The organism is Enterobacter cloacae complex sp. I1M (assembly GCF_014982425.1).
Lineage (GTDB): Bacteria > Pseudomonadota > Gammaproteobacteria > Enterobacterales > Enterobacteriaceae > Enterobacter > Enterobacter intestinihominis.
In genome coordinates this window covers 1-959 of sequence record NZ_JADCLG010000070.1, presented here as the reverse complement: position 1 = coordinate 959, position 959 = coordinate 1, and the positions used below count along the sequence as shown (strand labels likewise).

Sequence of the window (959 nt, the reverse complement as noted above, 5' to 3'; positions counted from 1 at the left end):
ATATTAAATATTATTGATGGCCAGCAACGACTAACCTCATTAACACTGATTAATGCGATATTGAACCCCCACCAAATATCAAAATATGTAAATAATGTATCCTACCATTCTCCACAGTCTCAGCATCAAATCCGAAGCAATTTTCAATGGTTGTTGAAAACTCTTAAACAGTCATCAGAGCCAACATTTTCAGCCACTGACGTAAACTTTACTCTGGTAGTGACTGATTCAGAAGATGAGGCATATCGATTTTTTGAGACGCAGAATACCGGAGGGGTTCGTCTTACAGGCTCTGATATTATAAAAGCACATCATTTACGTAGTATTGAACGCCAACAACAAAATCATTACGCCCGGCGCTGGGAAATATTGGGAGATCTCAACCCTATAATTAACTCCTTACTTCGGGGAAGGTTTTGTAATACGTTGCGCAAGCGTGATGTACCAAGCCATCGAAAACCTTTGCTTGTGCGAAGTGCGGTAGTAACAGAATTTGGTGAAATGACAACTATAGGACCAGATATTGCATATGGACGATCTGTAAGTCATCGAACAAATAAGCAAAGCCAGGGCCGCTATTTAGTTGAACAAACACTAGAAGGTTATGAATTACGGCAACCCCTCAATACAGGGATTAATACTATTCACTACCTAGCCTACTTTCAGGGGATTCAAAACCATTTTATGTCTCCTGAGATGGATCCAGAACTTGCCATTACACCAGAGCATCAAAATTTCCTTCAATGCTACCAGGAACTAATTATACCTCTCGAAGGCTGCCAATACTTAAAAGAGTTGCTTGATACTGCCTTAATGTTATACATCAGCCAATTTGGCGAAAAAAATTTAACCACGGCATTAAAGAAATTATTTATGGTGATATATTCACCACGGGTGACCAATGAAAAAACAGTTAAAGAGTCAACATTAAACACATTATTAGATAGGGCCCCTGTACT

Annotated in this window: 1 protein-coding gene; it reads left to right on the top strand. The window is 39.0% G+C overall.

Features of this window, described 5'->3' with window-relative positions; genetic code table 11:
• On the top strand, positions 1 to 959 hold a 959-nt coding region (locus INF86_RS22245), incomplete at both ends, for a DUF262 domain-containing protein (protein WP_193543949.1).